This window comes from Methylobacterium terricola, assembly GCF_006151805.1.
GTDB classification, from domain to species: Bacteria; Pseudomonadota; Alphaproteobacteria; order Rhizobiales; family Beijerinckiaceae; genus Methylobacterium; species Methylobacterium terricola.
This window is the reverse complement of record NZ_VDDA01000009.1, coordinates 25625-44259: the sequence shown is the minus strand read 5'-3', so window position 1 is coordinate 44259 and position 18635 is coordinate 25625. Positions and strand designations below refer to the sequence as shown.

At 71.9% G+C, this 18635-nt stretch carries 17 protein-coding genes; 9 read left to right on the top strand and 8 right to left on the bottom strand.

Annotated features, from left to right (window positions below):
* The 4 genes from FF100_RS19390 to FF100_RS19375 all read left to right on the top strand — a co-directional run bounded on the left by FF100_RS19390 (position 1) and on the right by FF100_RS19375 (position 4896).
* Entirely contained in the window at positions 1-1329 is a 1329-nt protein-coding gene (locus FF100_RS19390) for a flagellin N-terminal helical domain-containing protein (protein WP_139037330.1), read from the top strand.
* Positions 1330-1658: 329 nt separating this feature from the next.
* Positions 1659-1877, top strand: coding sequence for a hypothetical protein (locus FF100_RS19385; protein WP_139037329.1), 219 nt, complete (start codon positions 1659-1661; stop codon positions 1875-1877).
* Between the two features lie 91 nt (positions 1878-1968).
* Positions 1969-3519: a cation:proton antiporter gene (locus tag FF100_RS19380; protein WP_139037328.1), complete on the top strand. Its 1551-nt coding sequence runs from the start codon at positions 1969-1971 to the stop codon at positions 3517-3519.
* A gap of 195 nt (positions 3520-3714) precedes the next feature.
* Positions 3715-4896, top strand: a complete 1182-nt coding sequence (locus tag FF100_RS19375) for an alpha-hydroxy acid oxidase (RefSeq protein WP_139037552.1) — start codon at positions 3715-3717, stop codon at positions 4894-4896.
* Between the two features lie 54 nt (positions 4897-4950).
* On the opposite strand, the gene FF100_RS19370 is transcribed toward FF100_RS19375, so the two are convergent.
* Positions 4951-5214 carry a hypothetical protein gene (locus FF100_RS19370; RefSeq protein ID WP_139037327.1) on the bottom strand — a complete coding sequence of 88 codons (264 nt, stop codon included), beginning with the start codon at positions 5212-5214 and terminating at the stop codon, positions 4951-4953.
* Positions 5215-5462: 248 nt separating this feature from the next.
* Between FF100_RS19370 and FF100_RS37200 the strand changes: the two genes are divergently transcribed.
* Positions 5463-5603 (top strand): hypothetical protein, encoded by a 141-nt coding sequence (locus FF100_RS37200; protein WP_171070255.1) that lies wholly within the window; start codon positions 5463-5465, stop codon positions 5601-5603.
* Between the two features lie 3 nt (positions 5604-5606).
* Here FF100_RS37200 and FF100_RS19365 read toward each other — a convergent pair whose 3' ends face one another.
* Positions 5607-6389, bottom strand: a complete 783-nt coding sequence (locus FF100_RS19365) for an IclR family transcriptional regulator (protein WP_171070254.1) — start codon at positions 6387-6389, stop codon at positions 5607-5609.
* 76 nt (positions 6390-6465) lie between these two features.
* On the opposite strand from FF100_RS19365, the gene FF100_RS19360 reads away from it, so the two are divergent.
* The 3 genes from FF100_RS19360 to FF100_RS19350 are packed head-to-tail and all read left to right on the top strand — an operon-like array spanning position 6466 to position 9787.
* Positions 6466-7755 carry an MFS transporter gene (locus FF100_RS19360; RefSeq protein ID WP_139037325.1) on the top strand — a complete coding sequence of 430 codons (1290 nt, stop codon included), beginning with the start codon at positions 6466-6468 and terminating at the stop codon, positions 7753-7755.
* Positions 7756-7770: 15 nt separating this feature from the next.
* On the top strand, positions 7771-8664 hold the full coding sequence (locus tag FF100_RS19355) for a polysaccharide deacetylase family protein (protein WP_139037324.1): 894 nt from the start codon (positions 7771-7773) through the stop codon (positions 8662-8664).
* A 1-nt stretch (position 8665) separates the two neighbouring features.
* A complete protein-coding gene (locus tag FF100_RS19350) occupies positions 8666-9787 on the top strand; it encodes a M20/M25/M40 family metallo-hydrolase (RefSeq protein ID WP_139037323.1) in 1122 nt (373 codons plus the stop codon).
* Positions 9788-10060: 273 nt separating this feature from the next.
* Here FF100_RS19350 and FF100_RS19345 read toward each other — a convergent pair whose 3' ends face one another.
* The 5 genes from FF100_RS19345 to FF100_RS19325 form a co-directional block, all read right to left on the bottom strand.
* Complete coding sequence (locus FF100_RS19345) at positions 10061-11149, bottom strand: CgeB family protein (RefSeq protein WP_139037322.1); 1089 nt, start codon at positions 11147-11149, stop codon at positions 10061-10063.
* Entirely contained in the window at positions 11146-12318 is a 1173-nt protein-coding gene (locus tag FF100_RS19340; protein WP_139037321.1) for a glycosyltransferase family 4 protein, read from the bottom strand. The genes FF100_RS19345 and FF100_RS19340 overlap by 4 nt, the downstream gene beginning before the upstream one ends.
* Positions 12303-13601: a TIGR04295 family B12-binding domain-containing radical SAM protein gene (locus FF100_RS19335; protein WP_139037320.1), complete on the bottom strand. Its 1299-nt coding sequence runs from the start codon at positions 13599-13601 to the stop codon at positions 12303-12305. The genes FF100_RS19340 and FF100_RS19335 overlap by 16 nt, the downstream gene beginning before the upstream one ends.
* A 231-nt stretch (positions 13602-13832) precedes the next feature.
* The gene (locus FF100_RS19330) at positions 13833-14900 is read right to left on the bottom strand and encodes an NAD-dependent epimerase/dehydratase family protein (protein ID WP_139037319.1); all 1068 of its coding nucleotides are present in this window, start codon (positions 14898-14900) and stop codon (positions 13833-13835) included.
* Entirely contained in the window at positions 14900-16018 is a 1119-nt protein-coding gene (locus FF100_RS19325; RefSeq protein WP_139037318.1) for an SDR family NAD(P)-dependent oxidoreductase, read from the bottom strand. The genes FF100_RS19330 and FF100_RS19325 overlap by 1 nt, the downstream gene beginning before the upstream one ends.
* A 206-nt stretch (positions 16019-16224) precedes the next feature.
* On the opposite strand from FF100_RS19325, the gene mdoH reads away from it, so the two are divergent.
* Positions 16225-18147 carry a glucans biosynthesis glucosyltransferase MdoH gene (gene mdoH, locus FF100_RS19320; RefSeq protein ID WP_139037317.1) on the top strand — a complete coding sequence of 641 codons (1923 nt, stop codon included), beginning with the start codon at positions 16225-16227 and terminating at the stop codon, positions 18145-18147.
* Positions 18148-18151: 4 nt separating this feature from the next.
* Here the strand turns inward: mdoH and FF100_RS19315 are convergent, their stop codons facing one another.
* Positions 18152-18616, bottom strand: coding sequence for a hypothetical protein (locus tag FF100_RS19315; RefSeq protein WP_139037316.1), 465 nt, complete (start codon positions 18614-18616; stop codon positions 18152-18154).
* Positions 18617-18635 lie beyond the last annotated feature (19 nt).

Below are 18635 nucleotides of genomic sequence, written 5' to 3'. Positions count from 1 at the left end.
ATGAATTACGACGTTACGCTCAGCGCCGCCTCGCGCCAGAACCTGCTCTCGCTGCAGGACGCTGCCTCGCTGACCGCTCAGAACCAGACCCGCCTGTCGACCGGGAAGAAGGTCAACTCGGCCCTCGACAACCCGGTCAACTACTTCACGGCGAACGGCCTGAACAACCGGGCGGACGCGCTGTCCGGCCTGCTCGATGGCATTTCCAACAACATCCAGACGATCCAGGCTGCCTCGAAGGGTATCGACGCGATCACCTCGCAGGTGAAGCAGCTTCAGTCGACGATCAAGCAGGCGCAGTCCAACGCGGCGCAGAACCTGCCCAAGGTTCAAGGTGCTGCCGTCAGCGGCGGCGCCAGCGGTATCGCGAACGTCACCGAAGCCGCCGCCACCGGAAAGAGCCAGCGTGATACCGCGCTCGCCAAGAATCTGATTGGCGCTGCTGCTCAGGCGACCTCTGGGTCCGCTGGTGTGGTTGGCATTGCCGCCGCGACCGGCTCGGACACCAACGTGTTCCGCATTCAGTCCGGTTCCACCACCTACGAAATCACCATGACGGCGACCAGCACCGTCAGTGATCTCGTCAACGGCATCAACAAGTCGGGTCTGGCGACGGCGTCCGTTGACAACAACGGTCAGCTGGTGGTGACGGGCCAAGGCTCCGATCCCCTGACGCTGGTGTCCGGCACGAAGACAACGGCTGGCGCCTTCACCGCTGTTGCAGCCGACACGAACTCCCTCTTCGGTACCGGTACGCAGGTCGCCGCCGTGAACGCGACGACGACCTCAGCGGTGCGGTCGAGCCTGATTAACCAGTTTAACGACGTTCGTACCCAGATCGACCAGCTTGCCAAGGATGCGAGCTTCAACGGCACCAATCTCCTTCAGGGAGATAAGATGACCGTAGCATTCAACGAGAAGACTGGTAGCAATGCCAGCAAGCTGGATGTGCAGGGAACGTTGATCACCTCGACGAATCTTGGCATCGGCACCCTGGTTGACAGCAGTGCTTCGCAGGCTGGCCTCAATTACGGCGTTCAGAACAACTCGGATCTGTCCAAGGCCGCGGATGCACTGACCAACGTACTGACGAGCCTCACGGCGTTGAGCTCGACCCTCGGCCAGAACCTCGCGACCGTCCAGACTCGCCAGGACTTCACCAAGCAGCTCTCGAACGTGCTGAGCACAGGTGCCGACAACCTGACCAACGCCGACATGAACGAGGAGGCGGCGAACTCGCAGGCGCTGTCGACCCGCCAGTCGCTCGGCATCTCGGCGCTGTCGCTCGCCAACCAGGCGAACCAGGGCATCCTGCAGCTCCTGCGCTGATCGACACGTCGGTCACGGTTCGACACGTCAAGCGGCCGGGGCTCACGCCCCGGCCGTTCCCGTTTGAGGCGCCCTCCGGTCGGGCCAGTCCGCGCCTCGAAAGCTTCCAGGGCGCCCGACGCCTCCGGCCGACGCCCCATCTTGGCCCTGAGACCGCCGCGCCGTCGAACGGATCCATTCGACGGCGCACGGCAAGCCCGAACGGGCACCGGCGCCGATGCGCCGGACGCCTTGGCATCGACCTGTCGATACCAAGGCGCGAGGGTATGACACGCCGCCGCAAAGAATTCGCCCAGGCCCGGCCGCAATGCGGTGGTCCCCTGGCGTCCATGAGCGACCGCATCCGCACCGACTGGACCGCCCCGGCGCAGCTCGTCGTCTGGCCGGACGACCGCGACACCGACGAGCGCCCGACCACGACCCTGCGCGAGGCGGTGGCGGAGGCGGGCCGCGTCGCGACCGGCACGCCCTGGATCGTGCTCGCCGACGGGCGCATCCTGCGGCCGGGCCAGATCGCCGCGCTGCGGGCCGTCCTGCCTTCGGACTGACGTGACGGCGCCGGGCCGACCGCCGGCGACGGATCGCCCGCCAACCTCTCCCGCCTCCGCGCGTTACCTCCCTTCGACAGCCGGAGGGGTGATGCTGATCTTCGAATGGACCGCCGGCGTGCTCGTCGTCGCGGTCCTGCTCGCGGGGCTGGCCCGGCGCCTCGGGGCGCCGTTCCCGGCCTTCCTCGCCATCGGCGGGGTCGGGCTCGCCTTCGTGCCGCAGGTGCCGCGCTTCGATCTCGATCCGGACCTGGCGCTGGCCCTGTTCCTCGCCCCCGTCCTGCTCGACGCCGCCTACGATACCAGCCTGCGCGACCTGAAGCGCAACTGGCTGCCGGTCGCCGGCCTCGTCGTCGGCGCGGTCGGCGTCACGACCGCGGCGGTGGCGCTCGTCGCGCGCTGGCTCGTGCCCGACATGCCGCTTGCCGCGGCAATCGTCCTCGGCGCCATCGTGGCGCCGCCGGATGCGGTGGCGGCGCTCTCGGTGCTGGCCCATCTCCGGTTGCCGCACCGCCTCGTCACCATCCTCAAGGGCGAGAGCCTGTTCAACGACGCCTCGTCGCTGCTGATCTACCGGCTGGCGCTCGGCGCCGTCGCGACCGGGTCGTTCTCGGCCGCCGAGGTCGCGCCGACCTTCCTCGTCGGAATCGTCGGCGGGCTCGTCGCGGGGCCGGCGCTGGCCGTGCTCTACGTCCGGCTGATGCGCCGGGTCACCGATCCGCCGAGCGCCGTGGTGCTCCAGTTCGTCACCACCTTCGGCCTGTGGCTCGCCGCCGAGCGGGTCGAGGTCTCGGGCGTGCTGACGGTCGTCAGCTTCGGCCTCACCGTGTCGCGGCTCTCGCCCCAGACCATGCCGGCGCACCTGCGCATCACCTCCAACACCGTCTGGGAGACGGCGGTGTTCGTGCTGAATGTGCTCGCCTTCGTGCTGATCGGCCTGCAGATCGGCCCGATCCTGGAAGGCCTGAGCCCGGCCGAGCGCAGCCACTACGCCGTCGTCGCCGCCGCGGTGTTCGGCACCACGGTGGCGGTGCGGCTCGGCTGGGTGCTCGGCGCGCGGGCCGCCGCGCGCCTGTGGCGCCGCCTCGCCGGGCCGGTGGGCCCGCGCCCGATCGGCCTGCGCTCGGGCGCCACGGTGGCGTGGTGCGGGATGCGCGGCGTGGTCACCATCGCGCTGGCGCTCGCGCTGCCGGGCGACTTCCCGCATCGCGACCTCGTGGTGCTGACGGCGTTCTGCGTCGTGCTCGGCACCCTGGTGATCCAGGGCCTGACCTTGCGCCCGCTGCTCGCCTGGTTCTCGCTGGGCGACGACGATCCGGTCGGGCTCGAGATCGGCCGCGCCCGGGCGGCGGCCTACCGGGCCGCCCGCGACAGCCTGGCCGAGGACGACTCGCCCCATGCCGAGGCGCTGCGGCGGGAATTCGAGGCCGGCATCCGCGAGGCGGAGGCCCATGACGAGGGGCTGGCCCCGTCGAGCCTGCCGGCCGATGCCTTGCGCCGCCGCGCCGTCGAGGCCGCCCGCGGCGTCATCCTGGATTTGCGCGAGCGCGGGGAGATCGGCGACGACGCCTATTTCCGCCTCGAGGAGGAACTGGACTGGACCGAGCTCAGCGCCACGCCGCGGGAGGAAATGGCTTCCTGACCGGACGCGGTGCCGGGCCGCGCCGGGCGCACGGCAAAAACGATGGTCAGACCGGAACGGTTGATTGTATCCCGTACGGGCTTGAGACGAAAAACCTGCGCCCGGGCGACCGATGGCCCGCGCGGGAGCCAAGACACGCACGAGCGAGACGCCATGCACGCCACCCGAATGCCCTCGTCGCGGCCGCCATCCTGGATGTCGCGGTTCTTCACGAGCGGCCCCGTCACCTGCATCGAGGACCTGCGGGTGCTCGCCGAGCGGCGGGTGCCGCGGATGTTCTACGACTACGCCGATTCCGGCTCGTACTCGGAGGGCACCTACCGGGCGAACGAGGACGATTTCTCGCAGATCAAGCTGCGCCAGCGCGTCGCCGTCGACATGACGAACCGCACGCTCGCCAGCACCATGGTGGGCCAGCCGGTGAGCATGCCGGTGGCGCTGGCACCGACCGGCCTGACCGGGATGCAGCACGCCGACGGCGAGATCCTGGCCGCGCGCGCCGCCGCCAAGGCCGGGGTGCCGTTCACGCTCTCGACCATGAGCATCTGCTCGATCGAGGACGTGGCCGAGAACAGCGACGCGCCGTTCTGGTTCCAGCTCTACGTGATGCGCGACCGGGACTTCATCGACCGGCTGATCGACCGCGCCAAGGCGGCGCAATGCTCGGCGCTGGTGCTCACCCTCGATCTCCAGATCCTTGGCCAGCGCCACAAGGACGTGAAGAACGGCCTCTCGACCCCGCCCCGGATGACGATCCCCAACATCGTCAACCTGGCGACGAAGCCGCGCTGGTGCCTCAACATGCTGCGCACCGAGCGGCGCACCTTCCGCAACATCGTCGGCCACGCGCAGGGGGTGGGGGATCTGCGCTCGCTCTCGTCCTGGACCGCCGAGCAGTTCGATCCGCGCCTCAACTGGGACGACGTCAAGCGCATCCGCGACCGCTGGGGCGGCAAGCTGATCCTGAAGGGGATCCTCGATCCCGAGGATGCCGAGATGGCCGCGCAGAGCGGCGCCGAGGCCTTGATCGTCTCGAACCACGGCGGCCGTCAGCTCGACGGCGCGATCTCGTCGATCGCGGCCCTGCCGGAGATCGTCCGGACGGTCGGCGACCGGATCGAGGTCTTGATGGATGGCGGCATCCGCTCGGGGCAGGACGTGATCAAGGCGCTGGCGCTCGGCGCCCACGGCGTCTTCATCGGCCGCGCCTTCCTGTACGGGCTCGGGGCCGGCGGCGAGGCGGGGGTGACCCAGTGCCTCGACATCATCCGCAAGGAACTCGACGTCACGATGGCGATGTGCGGCCTGCGCGACGTGCGGCAGGTCGACGAGCGGATCCTGGCCGGCAAGCCGGCCTTGGCCAACCGGCCGTTCTGACAGAAAGGCTCCGCCCGACCCTGGGACGATCCGGGCCGGGCGGAGCGGAAATCCTTACATGCGGTGCATGTGGCGGTGCATCATGCGGTGACGCATCATGTGCCGCCGGTGCATCATGTGGCGGCGGTGCATCATGTGCCGGTGCATCCGGTGGTGGCGCATCATCCGGCGCTCGCCGCGGGTCATCTGCACCGTCTCCACCATCGGGGCGGCCTGGATGCCGGCCGGGCTCGCCGGGGCGGCGGAGGCCGCGCCGATGCCGAAGGTGAGGGTGCCGAGAACGGCAGCCGCCGCGAGGCCCAGGGTCATCTTCTTCATCTTTGGTCTCCTCATGCACGGCTGCGGCCTTGCGGCGAAGCCGGCCCGCCGGAGCGGGAGGTTTTCCCCGCTCGGGGCGGGTGACGAGAAAGATTCATCCAACCGTGAAGGTTCCGGCAGGACGATCGTTTTTCGCGCGTCCGATGGTTTAAAAAATGTGAGCCGGCGCCGTACCCATCGGCATCCTGGTGCGTTTCCCCCCGCATTCCGGAACGGGGTGCCGCAACGACGACGGGGAGCGTGACGCCATGCAGGACGGTATCAGGATCCAGGCCGATGCAGACGGCACCTTCACGCTCTACAGCGCGTCTCGGGTGATCCTGCGCGGCCTCACCCGCGAGCGCGCCTACCGCCTCGCCGGCCGGCTCGGCGAGTTCGTCGAGTACTGAGCCTCACCCTGCGCCGCTCACCAGGGCGGCGGCGCGCATCAGGGCGGGCAGGATCCGCCCTGTGACATCCGGGTCGTTCCAGGGACCGGCCTCGCCGGCGACGTGGAGCGCGCCGAAGGGCGCCCCGGTGGCGTCGCGCAAAGCCACCGCGACCACGACCTCGTTCTCGATCACCTCATGGGCCGCGATCGCGTAGCCGTCGCGCCGCGCCGCGTCCACCGCGGCCATCACCGCCGCGACCTCCGTCTGCGTGAACCGGGTCAGCGGCCGGCGGTCCTCGGCTTCCACCAGCCTGCGCGCCTCCGGTTCCGCAAGGGCTGCCAGCACCGCCCGGCCGCCGGCGCTGCAGAAAAGCGGGATTCGGCGCCCGACCAGGTTGGTGTAGTAGGGCTCGGCCCGTGCCTGCAGCCGGAGCGCGTAGACCAGCGACGCCTGCGAGAACAGGCTCAGGTCGACCCGCGCGTCGCAGGCGCGGCGCAACTCCATTAGGATCGGCGTCGCCCGTTCGATCAGCGGGTGGTTGCGCAGCAGGTGATAGCTCAAATCGAGCACCCGATCGGACAGCGCGTAGCGCCGGGTCGCCGGGCATTGTTCCAGATAGCCGATTTGCGCCAGCGTATGGGTCATCCTCTGGCAGGTGCTCTTGTCGTGACCGCTGCGTTGACTGATCTCCTGCAACGAGAGGTAGCGGGTGCCGGTGAATGCTTCCAGGATGCTGAAGCATTTTTCGACAGACTGCACAAAGAGCCGGCTTCGTGCCGTTTCGAGGCCGTCCTCCGTTGACATCGCGTCTCCCCCTGCCTCAGCATACGATGCAATGCAGCGTATTGCATGGCAATACAAGACAGCGCGAGACGACGGGATGCACGGGATTGTCGCCGGATCGGGACCACGCTCCACCCTCGATCCGCGGGCGCGGCGGGCGATCTCCGCCGCCTGCATCGGCAACATGCTCGAATGGTACGATTTCGGGGTCTATGCCTTCCTGGCCGGCTCGATCTCGGCCGCGTTCTTCCCGTCCAGCGACCCGACCGCGTCCCTGCTCGCGACCTTCGCGGCCTACGGCGTCGGCTTCCTGGCGCGGCCCTTCGGCGGGGCGGTGATCGGCCGGCTCGGCGACCGGCGCGGGCGCAAGGTCGCCCTCGTCCTGACGCTCCTGATGATGGCGCTCGGCACGATCGGCCTCGGTCTGCTGCCGACCTACGCCCAGATCGGGATCGCGGCGCCGGCCCTGCTGGTGGCCTTGCGCATCCTCCAGGGCATCGCGGCGGGCGGCGAATGGGGCGCCTCCACCGCCTTCATCATCGAGTGGGCGCCCGAGGGGCGGCGCGGCCTGTTCGGGTCGTTCCAGCAGGTCAGCACCGCGTCCGGCATCCTGCTCGGCTCGGGCGTCGCCGCCCTTCTGACCTCGCTCCTGAGCCCTGAGGCGATGCTGGCCTGGGGCTGGCGGATCCCGTTCCTGCTCGGCGCCTCGCTCCTCGTCGTCGGCATCCTGATCCGCCGCAGCGTCGACGAGACGCCGGTGTTCGACGCGACGGCCGCGGCGACCCCGCCCGCGACCGAGAGCGGCCCGCGGCTGGGCCTGCGCGCCTTCGGCTTCACGATCTTCTGGACCGTGTCGTACTACATGCTCTTGTCCTACATGCCGACCTTCACCCAGAAATACGGCGGGCTCTCCGCCTCGCAGGCGCTGTGGTCGAACACGATCGGCCTCGTCGCGATGGTGCTGACGGTGCCGGTCTTCGGCCACCTCTCCGACAGGATCGGCCGCAAGCCGCTGCTGATCGCGAGCGCGGTCGCGGCGATTCTCCTGTCCTACCCGCTGTTCCGCATCGTCGCCGGCGGTCCCGGATTCGCCACCGTGGTGGCGATCCAGGTCGTGTTCGGGATCATCGTCGCGCTCTATTCCGGCCCCGGCCCGGCGGCGATCTCGGAGATCTTCCCGAGCCACCTGCGCTCGACCTGGATGTCGATCGGCTACACGCTGGCGGTCGCGGTGTTCGGTGGCTTCGCGCCCTTCGTCGCCACCTGGCTCATCGCGGCGACCGGCTCGGCGCTCGCGCCGGCCGCCGCCTACCTGATCCCGATGGCGGCGGTGACGCTCGCCGTCCTCGCGCGCATGCCGGAGACCGGCAAGGCGCGGCTCGCCTGATCCGGAGCACCCTCCATGACCGATCCCTCCACCCTCAAGCCGTGGCAATGGCCCGAGAGCCACTGGCGCCAGCGCGTCAACAAGGTCCGGGCCGGCCGCACCCTGGCGCCGGCCTGGCCCGACGGCAAGCGGTGCGCGGTCGCCCTGTCCTTCGACGTCGACCACGAGACCAACGAACTGCGCGACGGCGGCAAGTCCCTCGGGCGGCTGTCCTGGGGCCAGTACGGACACCGCCAGGGGATGCCGCGCATCCTGACGCTGCTCGCCGAGCACGGCGTGCCGGCGAGCTTCTACGTGCCGGCGGTGGTGGCGATGCTCTATCCCGACGAGCAGCGCGCCGTGGTGGCGGCCGGCCACGAGATCGGCATCCATGGCTGGATCCACGAGCTGAACTCGGTGCTGCCGCGGGAGGCCGAGCGCGACCTGATGCTGCGCAGCGCCGACGCCCTGGAGCGGATCACGGGCACGCGCCCGGTCGGCCTGCGCACCCCGTCCTGGGACTATTCGGACGCGACGCTGGCGATCATCCGCGAGATGGGCCTGCTCTACGATTCCTCGCTGATGGCCGACGACGCCTGCTACGAGCTGATGGAGGACGGCGAGCCGACTGGCGTGGTCGAGATCCCGGTCGAGTGGATCCGGGACGACGCGCCGTACTTCATGATGAGCCGGTTCGAGGGCTTGCGCCCGCATATCGGCCCCGAGGACGTGCTCTCGATCTTCATGCGCGAGTTCGAGGGCGCCTATCGCGAGGGCGGGCTGTTCCAGCTCACCATGCATCCGCACATCATCGGCTACCGCTCGCGCCTGTGGATCGTCGAGGAGCTGATCCGCGCCGCCAAGGCGAAGGGCGACGTCTGGTTCGCTACGCACGCCGACATCGCCGCCCACGCGGCGACGGCGCTCTGAGGTGATTCCCGGCCCGAGCCCGGCGGAGCTTCACGCCGCCCTCGACCGCCTGCGCCGCCTCGTCCTGTGCGAGACGCCGAGCTACGACCCCGCGGCGCTCGCCGCCGGGCTCGCCCTGATGCGGGCCGAATTCGCGGCGGACGGGCTCGCGCTCGCCCCCGCCGATCCCGGCCTCGACGCAGCCGGCGCCGTGCGGGCGGTCTACGACCGCGGCGGGGCGCTCGCCGGCCCGCCGGTCCTGATCCTCGGCCATCTCGACACCGTCCACCCGGTCGGCGAACTCGCCGGCAACCCGTGGCGGATCGAGGGGAACCGCGTCTTCGGGCCAGGCATCCTCGACATGAAGGGCGGGATCGTGCTGGCGCTGGAAGCTCTCCGCCGGGCCGGCCCGCACCTCGCCCGCCCGGTCGAATTCCTGATCACGTCGGACGAGGAGATCGGCTCGCCGCGCTCGCGCGGGCTGATCGAGGCCCGGGCGAAGGCGGCGGCCTGCGTGCTGGTGCCGGAGCCCGCCCGCGACAATGGCGGCCTCGTCGTCGGCCGCCACGCCATCCTGCGCTACGCGCTCGCGGCGACCGGCCGGCCCGCCCATGCCGGCCGCGACCCCGGGCAGGGCGTCTCGGCGATCCACCGGCTCGCCCGGGCGATCGTGGCCCTGGAGAGCCGGAGCCGGCCGGGCGCGAGCCTCAGCGTCGGTGTGATCGGCGGCGGGCGTTGGGTCAATTGCGTGCCGGAGCGGGCGTCCGCCGAGATGCTGTGCGTCGCGGCCGACGAGGTGCGGCGGGCGGAGATCACGGCGGTCATCGCCGGGGAGACCGACGCCAGGCTGGCGGCGGATCTCGTGAGCGAGCGCCCCCTCTGGAAGACAGGGGCGGGCGATCTGGCGATCTACGAGGTCGCTCGGGCGGTGGCGGCGGAACTCGGGGTGGCGGTGTCGGCGGAGGTGTCGGGCGGCGGCTCGGACGGCAACCTCACCGGGGCGCTCGGCGTGCCGACCCTCGACGGCCTCGGGCCGTGCGGGGCGGGGTTGCACGCCCATGACGAGCATTTGGATCTCGCCAGCCTGGGGCCGCGGGTGGCGGTGATGGCGAACCTGCTGGTGCGGTTGGGTGCTTTGCCCTGATACCGCCGCGCCTTCGAACGGATCCGTCCGAAGGCGCAAGGCGCGAGGGTATGAGACAAGGGTTAGGGATTGCTCACGAGCGCGCCGCGCCCAAGCCCCCCTCTGCGGGAAGGGGGGCGGACGGAGTGAGCGCAGCGGGACAAGGTCCCGCCGAGAGGGATGGCGCGACGCTGATCCAGGGAGCCGCCGTCATGCGGGTCGCGCCCTCTCCGGAAGCGGCGTCCCCTCCCCCGCAGCGGGGGAGGGTTCCTGCGCAGGGCGCGGGCCGCGCACTCACCCCCGCAGCCGCTCCGCCACCGCCAGCAGCTCTGCCGCCCGGTGCGCGCAGGTGTGCCGCGCCCGGATCGTCGTGAGCCCCCGCTCCGCCAGTGCCGCGCGCAGCCCGGGATCGTGCGCCAGGTCACGCAGATGCCGCTCCATCGCCGCCCCGTCCGGCGCGACCAGGAAGTCGCTCCCCGGGGTGAACAGCGCTTCGCTGTCGCGCCAGGGCGCCGAGACCAGGGGGATGCCGCAGGCCAGCGCCTCGAACACCCGGATGGTCGGGATGCCGGGCAGGGCCTCGACGTAGAAGCGCCGCGGCACGTGCACGGTGGCGAGATGGCGGGCGAAGATGTCCGGGGCGCGGGCATTCGCCAGCCAGCCACGGTAATCGGCCCCGAACCGGCGCAGCGTCGCCAGCGCCGCATCGGGGTAGCGCACGCCCCAGACGTCGAGCGGGAGCCCCGCCGTCCGGGCCGGTGCGAACAGGAAACGCTCCAGCTCGGCGCTACGTTCGCCGTCGCCCCAATTGCCGATCCAGACCAGCCCCTCGCGGGGACCCTCGACGTCCGGCGGATGGAACAGGCGCGTATCGGCGGCCTCGTGCCAGACGAACACCCGATGACCCCAGCCCCAGCCGCGATAGACCGCAGCCAGCGTCTCGCCGAAGGCCAGCACGCCGTCATAGGCGGAGAGGTCGTAGGCCCGCATCGCGTCGGGCTCGCTCACCGCCCGGTGGTGGGTATCGTGGAAGAGAAGCGTGAAGCGGCCGCCGTTGCGCCGCGCCGCGCCGATGCGGGCGACGAGGGCGGGCTCGTTCCATTCGTGGACGAGCACCAGATCGGCGCCGTCGAGGGCCGCATCGAGATCGAAGCCGGGCCGGTCGATGGTCGGCTCGAGGTCGGGATAGGGCGCGAGGGACGAGGCGAGGCCCGCCGCGCCGTGATCGCGAACCAGATTCTCGACGCTCCAGGCTCCCTCCGGCTCGTGCGCCGCGACGCTGTGGCCGAGGGCCTGAAGCTCGCGCAGCACGCCGCGCAGGAAATGGGCGTTGCCGTGGTTCCAGCACGAGCGCAGGGAATGCGTGAAGACGACGATCCTCACGCCAGCGCCCCGGCCCGCAGCGGCGGCGCCTCGAGCACGGCCCGGTAGGCGTCGAGGACGCCGGCCGTCATTGCCTCGACCGTGAAGGCCTCGGACCGGGCCCGCGCCTCGGCGCCGAGCCGGGCCCGGATGGCGGGATCGGCGGCCACCATCTCGATGGCGTGGGCGAAGCCCGCATCGTCGTCGGGGGCGATGAAGATCGCGGCCTCGTCCCACAATTCGCGGAAGGTCGGGATGTCGGACAGCACCAGGGCGCAGCCGGCGCTCGCGGCCTCGAGCACGCCGAGGCCGAACGGCTCGTAGCGGGCGGCGGACGCGTAGATCGGCGCGCCGGCGAGCCAGCGCGCCACGTCCTGGTCGCTCAGGCGGCCCAAGGGACGCAAATGCTCGGGCGCGAACTGCGCCGCGTTCGGGCCCTTGAGGTCGCCGGCGGCGAGCAGCGGCAGGTGCATCCGCGCCGCCGCCCGGTCGAGGGTGCGGGCGTTCTTGCCCTCGTCCCACAGCCGGCCGGCGGTGAAGGCGAAGGGCGAGGCGGCAGCGCCCGCCGGGGTGCGGTGGCCGCGGTCGGCGGGCTTGCGCCGGCCGTTCGGCACCACCCGGGGCGGCGCGACGCCGTAGGTCGCCGCGGTCGCCTCCGCGAAGGCGCGGGTCGGGCTCAGGAGCGCGTCGACCCGGCGGTAGCCCTCCGCCACCAGGGCCGCCCGCCAGGCCAGGTCCGGCGGCAGCGGGCCTGGCCGCATCGCCGCCCACCAGGTCGCCACGCAGGAATGCGCCACCGCGATCACGGGGGCGCAGAACTCGGTGATCGCGGCCAGCGCCGGGCTGTTGAGATGGATCAGGTCGGCGCCGGCCCGCTCGGCCTCGCGCGCCACCATGGCGGCGGCGGCCTCGACCTCGCGGCGGGTCAGGGCCGTCCAGTCGAGGCTGGTCCCGAGGGGGCACAGGGTGAGGCCGCGGATGGCCCGCGCCGCGCGCAACTGGTCCGGGTTCGGCTCCGGCCCGAGCACCGCCAGGGTGACGCCGACGCCCTGGCGGATCAGCTCCTCGGCGAGGTCGAGCCCGTATTGCCAGACGCCGCCGACCGCATCGACGGTCATGAACAGGTGGAAGGCCGGCGCGCCGCGATGCGGGATCGGGCGTCCGGCCGGGACCGTCAGGCTGGGCAGCATGCCGCCTCCAACTCGCGCAACGGGGCCGGCCGCTCCTCTTGGATGTCGCTGAAGCGGTCGAACTGGCCGAGGTAATGGTCGTGCGCCCGCTCCCAGGCCTCGCCGTCCGGCTCGCCCCACAGGCGGCGGTAATCCGGCGAGGACGGGTAGGGGTAGAGCGGCACGGGATCGTTGGCCCAGACGCCGGCGGCGCGCAGGCGGTCGCGCCAGGCCGCCACCAGCTCGGGATCGTCCCCCGCCACCTTGATGAGGTTGGCCTGCACGAACGGCACCGAGCGGCGGGCATGGATCAGGCGCTCGGCGAGATCGTCGGTCGAGGCGCGGCAATTCTTGTCGAGCAGCGCGCGGCCGGCCTCGGTCAGGCTCTCGACCCCGGCCTCGATCGAGACGCAGCCCGCTTCTCCCAGCAGGTCGAGCATGTCGGGCTTCCACAGGTCGATCCGGGTCTGCACCCCGAACTCGACCCGGCGCGTGGCCAGGGCCTCGAGCAGCGGCTTCTGCGGCAGGAAGATCTCGTCGATGAAGTAGAGGTAGGTGACACCCTGCGCGATCAACCGGTCGACCTCCTCCAGGACGAGCGGCAGGGCGCGCCGCCGGTACTTGTCCCGGAAGTCGATCTTGGCGCAAAAGGTGCAGGAATAAGGGCAGCCGCGCGAGGCCTCGATCTCGGCTCCCGGCCCCTCCGGCGCGCGGTCGAAGCGGTGGTGATGGTGGGCGTGGCGCGCCACCCACGCGTCGGGCCAGGCGAGCGCCGGCAGGTCCGTGAAGGCGGTCGCCGCGGGACCGCCAGTGATGACGGTCTCGTCCCCGTCCCGGAAGGCCAGGGCCGGGACCGTGCCGGGCCGCGACAGGCCGCCCTCGGCGAGCATCGTCACCACCTCCTCGCACTCGCCCCGTACCACGAGCTCGCAGGCGAGCTTGGCGAGCGTCGTCTCCGGCGTGACCGAGCCGTGCGGGCCGACCGCCACGGTGCGGCCGCCGCGGCCGGCGAGCGCGTCGAGGAAGGCGCGCGGCACCCGCAGCTCGGGCTGGGCGCAGCGCCAGAACAGGTAGGTCGGGGCGGTCGTCACCACCGTCATGGCCGGCGCGAACGCCGCGACCCTGTCGGCCAGCTCGTCCAGGGTCAGGCCGTCGAGGGCGCCGTCGAGCATCAGCGTCTGGTGCCCCGCCCGCTCCAGGAGCACCTTGCAGGCCCCGAGCTCGATCGGCAGGTGCGGCGAACGGCACCCGAAATAGATGCTGTTCTCGAAGCTCCAGGTCGGGTTGACGAGGGCGATTCTCAAAGCGGCTGTCCTGAACCGGGAACGGGCATCGCGGGTACTGGGGGCGACTATGAGGGAAGTGGCGGGGCCGCTCCGGACGACAAGGCCTTTTCGCCCGGGCAGAGTTAAGCGAAGGATACCAAAGGGTCCTTCGTCATGACGCGAGCGCATGGCGCAACTTTGATCATTCCCGGGCTGCAGGCTCGGGTCTGGAACCGAATCGCGTCTCGCGCGTGGTCCGGGCCCGATGCCTCAGACCAGGGCGGCCTGACGGGGCAGGCCCCGGTGTTCGGCGAGCCACGCGGCGAGGCGGGCGAGACCGCGCTGCCAGGGCAGCGGGGCGTTGAGGCCGAGATCGGCGGTCACGCGGCGGGTGTCCGAGACGTAGTAGCGCTGGTCTCCGGCGCGCCATCCCTCGAAGGCGAGGTCGAGGGGCCGCCCGACGATCGCCTCGATGACGCCGAGCACCTGACGCAGGGAGACGGCGTTCCCGGGCCCGCCGCCGAGATTGTAGGCCCGCCCCTTCACCGCGTCGATCCGCGCCAAAGCCGCCCGGTAGGCCGCGACCGCGTCGCCGACGTCGAGCACGTCGCGCACCTGGCAGCCGTCGCCGTAGATCGTGATCGGCCGTCCCTCGAGGGCCCGGATCAGGAAATGGGCGACCCAGCCCTGGTCCTCGGTGCCCATCTGGCGCGGGCCGTAGATGCAGCTCATCCGCAGGACGCAGGCCGGTACCCCGAAGCTGCGGGCATAGTCGAGCACGTACTGGTCGGCGCCGCCCTTCGAGCAGCCATAGGGGGTGTGGAAGTCGAGGGGGCGGTCCTCGCCGATGCCGAGGGCCCGGATTCCGGGATCGGTCGGCATGTAGGCGTCGCCCTCCAGGCCGAATTCGAGGTCGCCGAGATCGCCGTAGACCTTGTTGGTCGAGGCGAAGACCAGCGGCGGCGGGGCGGGGCGCCGGCGCAGGGCTTCGAGCAGGGCGAGCGTTCCGCCGAGATTGACCGCGAAGTCGGCGACCGGATCGGCGAGGCTCGTCGTCACCGCGACCTGGGCGGCGAGGTGGACGACCGCCGAGGCGTCGGCCGCCGCCGCCGCGAGGCTCGCGGTGTCGCGCACATCCGCCGTGACCGACGAGATCCGCTCGGGGTGGCGGCTTTTGAGCCAGGCGAGGTTCGCCTCGACGCCGGGGCGAAGCAGGGCGTCGTAGACGAGGACGTCCCGCCCCTCCGCCGCGAGGGCATCCGCGAGGTTGGCGCCGATGAAGCCGGCGCCGCCGGTGATCAGGACCGGCCGCCGGCCGGGGATGAGGGGATCCGCCATCACGCCACCAGCCCGCGCCGGTCGAGCTCCCGGCGCGCCTCCTCGACCCGGTCGCGGGCCTCCTCCTGCGCCGCCACCCAGGCGGCGAGTTCCTTCAGGCCGTCGGCGAAGTCGCGGGCCGGGCGGTAGCTCAGCTCCTCCCGGGCCTTGGTGATGTCGGGGATGCAGTGGCGGATGTCGCCGGCCCGGGCCTTGCCGGCGATCTCCGGCGTCAGGTCCGGCCGGCCCATCGCCTCGGCCAGCAGGGCCGCCACCTCGCGCACCGAGCGGTCCTCGCCCGAGCCGATATTGTAGACCTGGCCGGCGGCCCGCGGCGTGTCGAGGGCGAGCAGGAAGGCCTGGGCCACGTCGTCGACCTGCACGAAGTCGCGCCGCTGATGCCCGTCCTCGAAGATCACCGGGGGGACGCCGTTGTGGATCCGGGAGGCGAAGATCGCCAGCACGCCGGTATAGGGGTTCGACAGGGCCTGGCCCGGCCCGTAGGCGTTCCACAGCCGCAGGGCCACGCCCTCCATGCCGTAGGCGGGGGCCAGCATCAGGGTCAGGCGCTCCTGGGCGTATTTCGTCAGCGCATAGACCGAGGCGAGCGCCGGGCGCTTCCATTCCGGGGTCGCCACCGGCACCAGCGGGCGTCCCTCCTCGTCGAGGGGATCCCACGGCGCGTCGGGGCCGGAGCGCGGCTGGCGCAACACCTCCTCACGCACCCGCCCGTCGGCGCCGCGATACAGCCCCTCGCCATAGACGCTCATCGAGGAGGCGACGACCACCCGCCGCACCGGCCGCTCGATCAGGGCCTGGAACAGCACCGCGGTGCCGTGGTCGTTGACCGCGACGTAGCGGTCGACGTCGTACATGCTCTGGCCGACCCCGACCTCGGCGGCGAGGTGGATCACCGCGTCGACGCCCGCCACGGCATCGGCCACCGCGCGCGCGTCGCGGATGTCGCCGCGGCGCAGCTCCACCGCGTCCGGCAGGCCCTCGGGCCGGGCCGTGCCGCCATGCACCTGCTCGATCAGGCTGTCGAGCACGCGCACCCGGTCGCCCCGGGCGACGAGGGCCCGCGCCACGGCCCGGCCGATGAAGCCGGCCCCGCCGGTGATCAGGATGGTCTGCGGCACCCGTCGCGCTCCCTCGTCTCGCCCCGGCCCTGCCGGGCCAGATACATCTGGGCTGTATCTATGGGAGCGAGGGCCCGCGAACAGGTGTCATCGTTCTGGCGTCATTCAGCCCGATTGATCCATGACGGCCAGCGGGATAGCGCAGCCAAGGCGTCCGGCGCCGCATCCCGTAACCGGCCCCCCTCCACCGAGTTCACGCGACCCCCATGTCCTTCGTACCCTCGTCGCACGATGCGGTGCCGGCTGCTCCCGGCGCGGACCTCACCCGGAGGGAGGATGCCGCCTCCCTGCGCCGGCGACGCCTGGCGCTTGCCCTGCCGACGGTCGCGACCGCGCTCGCCCTCGCGGCGGCGGCGCTCGCCAGCACCGGCGTGCCGGACGGGCCGCTTGAAGCGGCGGTGCTGGTGCTGTTCTGCCTGGCGATGGCCTGGCAATCCTACATTGCCTGGACCTACCTTTACGGCGCCGTCGCGGCGGGCCTCGGGACCCGGGTGATGTCGGCGGTGGAACGGCAGGCGGCCGAGACCGCGCCGCAGGCCACCGGCCGCAGCCGCACGGCGGCCGTGGTGGCGATCCACGCCGAGGACGCGGCGGCGGTCTTCGCGGCGATCCGGGTGATGGCCCGGTCGCTCGCCCGCACCGGCGGCGACGGGCGCGACCTCGACATCTTCGTCCTCAGCGACACACGCGACCCCGAGATCGCCGCGGCCGAGGAGCGCGAATTCGCCCGCATCCAGGCCTGGCGACACGCCGCCGGCCCTGGCCTGCCGGCCATCCGCTACCGCCGCCGCCGGGAGAATACCGGGCGCAAGGCCGGCAATATCGGCGAGTTCTGCGAGACCTACGGCCACGACTACGACTTCATGATCGTGCTCGACGCCGACAGCCTGATGACCGGCGCCGCCATGCGCCGCCTCGTGCGGCTGATGGAGGAGAACCCGCGGGTCGGCCTGATCCAGACCGTCAGCTACGCCGCCGGGCGCGACACCCTGTTCGCCCGCATCCAGCAATTCGCCGTGCGGCTCTACGCGCCGCTGTCGATCCGGGCGCTCGACACCTGGCAGGGACCCGACGGCGGCTATTGGGGCCACAACGCCATCCTGCGGATCGCGGCCTTCGCGGCCAATGCCGAGCTGCCGGTGCTGCCCGGCCGGGCGCCGCTCGGCGGCGAGATCCTGTGCCACGACACGGTCGAGGGTGCGTTCCTGCGGCGGGCCGGATGGGAGCTGCGCCTGCTGCCGGAGGAGCCCGGCACCTGGGAGGAGATGCCCACGAACCTCACCGACCTCCTCGGCCGCGAGCGGCGCTGGTGCCAGGGCAACCTGCAGCATCTCGGCATCATCGGCCAGCCGGGCCTCACCGCCGGCAGCCGCTGGCACCTCGGCGCCGGCATCCTGTCCTACCTCGCCTCGCCGGTCTGGGTCGCCTTCCTGGGCCTCGGCACCTGGCAGGCGATCCGCACCGGCGATCTCGGGCTGCTCGCCTACGGGCTCACCGGCGAGGGACCGGCGGCAGCGGTCCTGGCCAGCGTGAGCCTCGCCGTGCTGGCGGCTCCGAAGCTCCTCAGCCTCGGCCACGTCCTGATGTCGCCGGAGCGCCGCGCCGCCTTCGGCGGCACCCGAAGCCTGCTCGTCAGCGCCGCCCTCGAACAGGCCCTTTGGGTGCTGCTCTGGCCGGTCATGACCCTGTTCAATGCCGGCGCCGTGGCGACGACCTTCGCCGGCCGGGTGGTGCGCTGGGACACCCAGATGCGCGACGACCGCCGGGTGCCGTGGTCCGAGGCCTGCCGGCTCCAGGTCGATTCGCTGGTCGCCGGCCTCATGCTGGCGGCGGCGCTCGCCTACGCCGCCGATCCGCTGCTCGCGCTGTGGATGGCGCCGCTCGTCCTCGCCCTGCTGGCGAGCCCGGCGCTCAGCGTGCTCACCAGCCGCGCCGATCTCGGCCAGGCGGCGCGGCGGCGCGGCCTGTTCCTCACCGTCGACGACACCGCCCAGGCGCCGGAGCTGCGCGACCTCGCCGCCGCCCGCGCGGCGCCGCCGGCCTCCGTCCGCCTGCCGCTTATGCGCGGCGAGGCCCCGGTCTGGCTCGCCACCGCCACGGACGACGCGAAGGCGTTGCCCCCACGCTAGGACGTCACCGCGCCGGCTTGCCCAGCACCTTGAGCGGGTCGGTGCGCTGGCTTGGGGCCGGCTCGGCGGTGAGGCTGTCGGCGCGCTCCTCCGGTCGGCCGCGGACGCTGCCGGTGGAGGTCGGGCTGCCCTGGCCGGTGGTGGCGCGGTTGGTGGGGCTCGTCACCGGCACGGCGCCGCTGGCGAGTTCGAGGCAGGTCAGCATCTCGACGTAGCTCGGGAAGCCGCCGGCGACCGATTGCTGCGAGCACTGGGTCTTGGCCGAGCCGGAGAACTGGCCCCAGCGCTTGCGCAATTCGTCGCCCGCCGAGCGCTCGGAGCGCAGGCAGCCGTCGGAGCCGGATTCCTGGCTGACCGAGGAGCGGCCGGGCGACTTGCAGGTGCCCTCGATGTCGAGCCGCGGCGGGCCGTCCGCCGCGACGAGGATCAGTTGCGCGCTGAGCAGCGCGAGGGGCATGGCGGCGGGCATGGCGATCTCCCGTGAACCG

Bases quoted from the DNA above. Each gene is read 5' to 3' on its own strand.
- FF100_RS19390 (WP_139037330.1), top strand. From the start codon at position 1: ATGAATTACGACGTTACGCTCAGCGCCGCCTCGCGCCAGAACCTGCTC.
- FF100_RS19385 (WP_139037329.1), top strand. From the start codon at position 1,659: ATGAGCGACCGCATCCGCACCGACTGGACCGCCCCGGCGCAGCTCGTC.
- FF100_RS19380 (WP_139037328.1), top strand. From the start codon at position 1,969: ATGCTGATCTTCGAATGGACCGCCGGCGTGCTCGTCGTCGCGGTCCTG.
- FF100_RS19375 (WP_139037552.1), top strand. From the start codon at position 3,715: ATGTCGCGGTTCTTCACGAGCGGCCCCGTCACCTGCATCGAGGACCTG.
- FF100_RS19370 (WP_139037327.1), bottom strand. From the start codon at position 5,214: ATGAAGAAGATGACCCTGGGCCTCGCGGCGGCTGCCGTTCTCGGCACC.
- FF100_RS37200 (WP_171070255.1), top strand. From the start codon at position 5,463: ATGCAGGACGGTATCAGGATCCAGGCCGATGCAGACGGCACCTTCACG.
- FF100_RS19365 (WP_171070254.1), bottom strand. From the start codon at position 6,389: ATGTCAACGGAGGACGGCCTCGAAACGGCACGAAGCCGGCTCTTTGTG.
- FF100_RS19360 (WP_139037325.1), top strand. From the start codon at position 6,466: ATGCACGGGATTGTCGCCGGATCGGGACCACGCTCCACCCTCGATCCG.
- FF100_RS19355 (WP_139037324.1), top strand. From the start codon at position 7,771: ATGACCGATCCCTCCACCCTCAAGCCGTGGCAATGGCCCGAGAGCCAC.
- FF100_RS19340 (WP_139037321.1), bottom strand. From the start codon at position 12,318: ATGCTGCCCAGCCTGACGGTCCCGGCCGGACGCCCGATCCCGCATCGC.
- FF100_RS19330 (WP_139037319.1), bottom strand. From the start codon at position 14,900: ATGGCGGATCCCCTCATCCCCGGCCGGCGGCCGGTCCTGATCACCGGC.
- mdoH (WP_139037317.1), top strand. From the start codon at position 16,225: ATGTCCTTCGTACCCTCGTCGCACGATGCGGTGCCGGCTGCTCCCGGC.
- FF100_RS19315 (WP_139037316.1), bottom strand. From the start codon at position 18,616: ATGCCCGCCGCCATGCCCCTCGCGCTGCTCAGCGCGCAACTGATCCTC.